This is a genomic window from Arenibacter troitsensis (assembly GCF_900177645.1).
Lineage (GTDB): Bacteria > Bacteroidota > Bacteroidia > Flavobacteriales > Flavobacteriaceae > Arenibacter > Arenibacter troitsensis.
Genome location: NZ_FXAO01000019.1, coordinates 1 through 6,871, shown reverse-complemented (window position 1 = coordinate 6,871; position 6,871 = coordinate 1). Strand labels below are relative to the sequence as shown.

Below are 6,871 nucleotides of genomic sequence, written 5' to 3'. Positions count from 1 at the left end.
ATGGAGTTCCCGTCCCTTTCTGTGTACGTCGGCAGGGTTCACCACCATTGAACGCCAACCATAACCCTCAAAGCAACGATGGGCATGGTAACCACAGCAACCGGCCTCATAGACAACATTGACCTCATGTCCTGCAAAATGTTTGTCTACATACTTCCGTAAAAGTTCCGGATCGGGAGCCATGCTAAAGGATTTGCCTGAAAAAAGGTCCGTGGAACAATGAATCTTCCAGCTTCGTTTGTGTATATCGATACCAATGAATAACTTAGGTGTGGCAGTAATTTGAGTGTTCATATCTTTAAGGTTTTAGCTATAATTTAAAGATACTCGACTTACTGCTTTTTCATCGATGCTATAAAAAATAGCGGTTTTAATCGCTTAATCAAAAGAAAATGAATAAATTAAAAGCCTGTTATAATCCGAAAAGTTAGTGAGTAAAATCCGCTACTTTTCATATACAAAACCGTTAGCTGTTATTTAAATCAACCTATGAGATATAAGTCAACTGAAAGACTCGGAGTAAATGCAACTGAAGGCATTATTCTTCGTGAATTCGATTGGATTTTTAGAGAACAGCCAATTGTAGATGTTGGAATAGATGCTCTGATTGAGGAGTCGGAAGATGGAAATCCAACTGGAAAATTCATTGCACTCCAAATAAAGTCAGGAAAAGGAAATTTTTCAGTTTCAAGTGATAAACTGACTTACTATATCTCCAATATTCATTATAACTATTGGTTGAATTTTGATATTCCAATTTTATTAATTGCACATATACCTGAAACAAATCTAACTTACTGGATAGAAATTTCTGAGAGAACTATCAAAAAGACTAAGAAGAAGTGGAAAATTGATATTCCTAAAAGAAATCAGCTAAACATAAAGGCAAAGAAAAAGATAGCCGAATTGCTAACTGATAATAATTACGAGTATCAATCTATTAAAATATTCAAAGGAGAAGATATTGACGCACAAACCATATATGACATAGCCGAAAAATCAACTTGTATAGAGGATTCAAAAGATTCAACGATTAAAACAATTGAGTTACTTGAATCTTTGACTTTGAAGTCGAACGAAAGTAACGAGCAGTTTAAACATTTTAATGAAATTGGCTTAACATTCAAATCTCCTAGAGTAATCGCATCAGTTGGCACCTATGCTAAGAACATCAATCTAGCTTCTAAAAGAATGGAAAATGAATGCCAAATATTCTCCGAGACATTTGGGGCAGGAATTTTCGCCTTTGAACAAGCAATAATGATTCATTTCTTGATAACACAGGACATTGAAAATGTTCAGAAAAATGTGAAAAGTGTAGAAACATTACCATCTGCACTTGATAGGGCAATTGAAGGAGTGAAATTTATGCAAGAATCATTATCCAAATTCCCAGAAGACTATAGAACATTAACTATTGCGAAAAAACAGATGATGTCTGTTGTTGATTTAATTATTGATGAGTACAAAGTGGCAAAAATAATTGTGGAAAACTTAATAGAATCGTCAAATACGCTAGTAAAAAACAACAGCTAACAAAAGTAACCATTGCACAAGCCTTTAATCCGAAAAAAAGTGCCCGTTTTACAGCTATCTGTAAGGATTATCGCTCAAAAGGTAATACGTTGCAGTTGCACGGTTATTGGCCTTTGTGGGCCAGTAAACGTTGTGTTATACACGTATATGCACAAGTTGGCAGCAAGTGGTAAACTCATACTTTTGGATAATCAAAAAAAATAGTTAGTTGAAATATGAATTGGAATATTTTCTGTTTAAAATATGATAAGCGTGAAGAGTGGGCATTTGAACAAATGTCTTATCTGCTTTTCTGTGCTGAATTGGGAAATAGAATTGGATTATTCCGTTACAAAAACCAAACTGGAATAGAAACAGAACCTCTAGTAAAAGATGGAGAGGATTATGGGTTTCAGGCTAAATATTATACAGTTCCTATTTCGGGTAAGAAATCAGAAATAATTTCGTCAATTAAGAAAGCTAAAAGAGAAAACCCCAAATTGAGTAAGATTCTATTCTATTTGAATAAAGAGTTCTCAGAAAGCAAAAAAAAAGGGCAAAAAAAACCTAAATATCAAATCGATATTGAGTCTGAAGCTAAAAAGCTAAAATTAGAAATGGTGTGGCGTGTACCAAGCCATTTTGAGCTTCAATTATCGTTACCTGAAAACAAATATATCTACGATGATTTTTTTAGCCTCGAGCCAAATGAGGGAGGTTTGATTGATGAAATTAAAAGTCATAATAAGAATATTTTACAAGCAATTCAAACAGAAATCCCTTTCGGTGATAAAAAAATAAAGATTGACAGAAGTAAGATTATTAAAAAAATTATAAAAGCTTCAAATAAGAAAGAAAATATTATTATTTCCGGTGAAGGAGGTTGTGGAAAAACTGCTCTTTTTAAAGAATTTTACAGTCTTCAAAACAATAAAATTCCTATCTGTATTTTTAAAGCAACGGAATTGAATGTTAATCATATCAATGAATTATTCAAATTCGACAACAATTATTCTTTTACGCAGTTTATTAAAGCATATCAAAACGAACCTACTAAAATATTCGTAATTGATTCTGCTGAAAAACTTGCTGAAGTCACAAATAGCGATATTCTAAATACTTTAATACAAAAACTAAAAGAGGCCGAGTGGAATATAATATTTACTACTCGTTATTCTTACCTTAATGATTTAACATTTCATATTACAGAAAATTATAAATTATCATTTATTGTTAATGACATTCCTTTAATAAGTATCGATGAATTAAAAGCTATTTCAACCGATTTTGATTTCTCATTACCTGAAAACCATAAATTTATTGAAAGACTTAGAAACTTATTTTATCTAAGTGATTATGTGCAATTTTATTCAAATATTGATAAAAAAGGCAACCTTAATTCTTTCATTGACTTACTCTGGAAAAAAAGAATTCAAAACAACCTTATTCAAAAAGACAACCTACATATTGAAAGAGAAAGATGTATAATTCATATTGCAGAAAAAAGATGTGAGACAGGTCACTTTTATATAAATGCTAAAGATTTACCTCAAGCTGCTTTATTCCAATTAACACAAGATGAAATACTTGGATATGATGATATTCATAATGGTTTTTTCATTACTCATGATATATACGAAGAATGGACATTAGATAAAATTGTCTCTCGCAAATACGCTAACTACTTAAATATTAAAGATTTTTTTGATGATTTAGGAAATTCGTTGCCAATACGAAGGGCATTCAGATTATGGTTATCCAGTCAGTTGTCTGATAATAGTCAAGAAATTGAAGGTTTTATCAAGGAAGCTTTTAGTAACAGTTCAATTGTTCAATTTTGGAAAGATGAGTTATTAGTTTCTGTGTTGCTTTCGGATTATTCTGAGTCGTTCTTTAAGTTTTTTGAAAATGATATTATAGCTAATGAATTTGAAATCCTGAAAAGAATTCTATTCCTTTTAAGGATCGCCTGTACCGATATTTCTGCTTTCGACAGTATTGATATTATAAAACCTAAGGGTAAAGGTTGGCAAGAGGTTATTGCGTTTATATACAACTATAAAGCTGAATTTTTTGATAACAATTTAAATCTAGTATTACCTCTTTTGACAGATTGGTGTAATTATAATAAAAAAGGTGAAACTACTAGATACTCTGGTTTACTAGCATTAACTGTTATTCAGAAAACTGAAACTGAACAAAACTTCTATATTCACGACAAGGCTGAAGAAAATTTACTAGAAGTAGTTTTTAATGCCGCAAACGAGATAAAGTTAGAATTAAAAGAAACTTTCGATAAAGTTTTAAAAAATAAGTGGATATATCATAATGATCCTTATCATGGTCTGTGTTCTAAAATTTTAGTTAAACCCTACTTAGCAAAGGAAATAATAAAAGCACTTCCTTTATCAGTTATTGAATTATGCAATTTATTTTGGCAAAAACGAGAGAAAAAACGCGATGATTTTGGATATGATAGAGATAGTATTGAAAACAGATATGGTTTAATATCTAAGCATCATAGTTTTGATTATTTCCCTGCTAGCGCAAATCAAACACCAGTGAATTGGTTATTAAAAACAACCTTTTGGGACACACTCAACTTTATAATTGATTTTACAAATAAAGCAGTAATAAATTTCCAACGAAATAGCAATGATGAAGATGGTCTTAATGAGATTACATTATATATTGACGGACAAGAGATAAAACAATTTACAAGTTGGACTTTATGGAGCTTATATAGAGGAATTACTGGGCCAAGTATTTTACAATGTATTCACATGGCTTTAGAGAAGTTTTTATTAGAGCTTTCAAAAATAGTCCCAATAGAAAAATTTAAGCCTATTCTAATAGACATACTCAGTAAATCTAAATCTGCCTCATTAACTTCAATAGTTTGTAGTGTAGTCTTATCAAAACCTGATAAATTCTATGAAATAGCTCTAATATTATTCAAAACAATAGAATTTTATCATTTAGATACAAGTAGAAGTTCTAGTGAATTTCAAGTTAAATCAACTTGTTCGATTGGCTATGGTTTAGATACAACGAAAGACATTCTTTATACTGATGAAAGACTAAAGGCTTGTGAGGATGAACATCGAAATTCTCACCTAGAAAGATTGTTTTTAAATTATCAATTGTTTGGTGTAAAAGGATTTACAAAAGAAGAAAACAGTGAGTTTATTCAGAAATTATATAATATAATAGATGAACATAAATCTAATCTTACAAAATTCTCAAAATCAGAAAAAGACTTGTATACTATTTTATTAGCAAGAATGGATAGAAGAAATTTAACTGCTAAGGTTAAAGAACAAGTTGATGATAAACTTTTAATAGAGTTTGAACCAAAAGAGCTTTCAGACGAGCTAAGAGAACAAGGCATACAAGCCAATATAGATTTTGAAGAAACCTTTAAATATTCATTTCTAAGATCGTGGTCAGATTTTTTAATAGGTGGAAGAAATCAAAATAAGAGCTCTAAACACGAAGAATATGATAAAAATCCACTTTTGGCACTATCAGAGACTAAACAATTAGTCGATGAACTTGAAAAAGGCAAAAGAGGTATAAAAATGTCCGATAATTCTATTCCTGCATTTGTGTGTTCAAAATTGTTTATTGAGCATGGAAAAATACTGTCTAAAGAAGATAAAAATTTCTGTAAAGAAATAATTCAATCGTCTTTATCAAGTTTGTTTTCTGATGATTACACTTATCAAATAAGTGATGGAGTTGAAGCTTCTTTTCATGCTATTCCAAAATTAATTCAAGAATTCTCACATGAAAAAGAAGATTATATTTCAATTATGCTCATGGCATTGTTCGATAAATCATCTATCGGTAGTTATAAAAGGATATGTGATTATGTGATTGAATCTATACATGAATCGAAATTATGGGAAGAAAAGCCTAAAGAAGCTCAAGCAATATTTTTGAGTTACATAAAACTCATACCCATTTATAAAAGCATAGAATCTGAAAAAAGAAAAGAAATTGGATTTGGAAGAGGAATACCTAAAAGTTCAATATTAGAAGAATTTGAGAAAAAAACTAACGATTTTACCTTTTCTAAATTATCATTTGATATTGCAGATATCGACCTATTAGACATACATGATTTAGAAATTGTTTATCAATTAATCCCTTCTAATACAAAAGACAGTATTCATTTAGAGATTATCACCAAAACATTACCCATGTTAGCTTCTCGTTTATTGATGGACAGAAGAGAATATGATAGAGAATATGGCGATGACACTAAAATCTATGTTTTAAGAAATCATATTTTCAAAAAACTAACATCTTTTATTTTACTAAGAGAAACAAAAGACATTTATATCTATCTTAATCCAATTATTGATTCTTTTGAAGCAACGGAAGAAGCTGCTTCATTAATAGGTGAATTTATTTCCGCAGAAGATAAACTAAGCAAATATGAGCAGTTTTGGCATGTTTGGAATAGTTTGTATCCTAAAATTATAACAATATGTGAAAACCCTCGTAATTACCACTTAAAAGAAATAATAATAAATTACTTATTAGCATGGCGTTGGTGGACTACAGGAATAGAAGAATGGCATAGTTTAAAAAGTGACAGTTTATTACTTTATACTAAAGTAGCAAACGATATAGGTCATATTCCTTCTGTCCTATATTCGATAACTCGAGTGTTAAATTCAATTGGAAGCAATTTTAAAACAGAAGGCATTGAATGGATTTACAATATTGCCTCAAAAAATAGCCTACTAAAACTTAAAGACTTAGAATCACATACTTTAATTTATTTAGAGCGATTTATGAGAAAGTTTATTTTCATTAACAAACAAAAAATTAAGGAAGAAATAAGACTAAAAAACAAAGTTATTCCGATACTTGAATTTATGATTGAGAGAGGTTCTAAACACGGTTATTTACTGAGAGAAAGTGTCTTATAAAGATGAAAGATGATGTTGCATTCTCCTACGTCGACCCTATGTGCTACATCTCGTACCTCGATTCCCGCACAAAGGGAAATGCAACATCATCGCAGCGCTATGTCAGATCACATAAAACCGTAGGATAAGGGTACTTTTTCTAAGAACGACGCTTAACGGAAGAAACCAACGCAACATATCAAGTCACTATATGTAATCTGGACCGCCACATTTTATTCCCAATACCGTCGAAAACCAAAAAAGGTTTTCACTATATTTCCATAAAATATCGCGGACTACACATAGCGCTGCGATATAATAATCACCAGCTGCCAACAACGGTAACCGTTGCACAAGCCTGTAAAATGTAAAATTACCAACTCAAATAAGCCGCTCTAAGCGGTTTTTCTTTTTTTGATCACCTGGTTTTAGAC

Annotated in this window: 2 protein-coding genes and 1 pseudogene; 2 read left to right on the top strand and 1 reads right to left on the bottom strand. The window is 30.8% G+C overall.

What is annotated here, in order from left to right; genetic code table 11:
- Positions 1–294, bottom strand: a pseudogene (locus tag B9Y87_RS21655) (IS110 family transposase); the annotation flags it as partial.
- Between the two features lie 195 nt (positions 295–489).
- Between B9Y87_RS21655 and B9Y87_RS21650 the strand changes: the two are divergent.
- Together B9Y87_RS21650 and avs4 are read left to right on the top strand one after the other, a co-directional pair.
- Entirely contained in the window at positions 490–1,536 is a 1,047-nt protein-coding gene (locus B9Y87_RS21650) for a DUF4365 domain-containing protein (protein ID WP_085501038.1), read from the top strand.
- Positions 1,537–1,751: 215 nt separating this feature from the next.
- Positions 1,752–6,458, top strand: a complete 4,707-nt coding sequence (gene avs4, locus B9Y87_RS22045) for an AVAST type 4 anti-phage nuclease Avs4 (RefSeq protein WP_085501037.1) — start codon at positions 1,752–1,754, stop codon at positions 6,456–6,458.
- Positions 6,459–6,871: the final 413 nt, after the last annotated feature.

Bases quoted from the DNA above. Each gene is read 5' to 3' on its own strand.
- B9Y87_RS21650 (WP_085501038.1), top strand. From the start codon at position 490: ATGAGATATAAGTCAACTGAAAGACTCGGAGTAAATGCAACTGAAGGC.
- avs4 (WP_085501037.1), top strand. From the start codon at position 1,752: ATGAATTGGAATATTTTCTGTTTAAAATATGATAAGCGTGAAGAGTGG.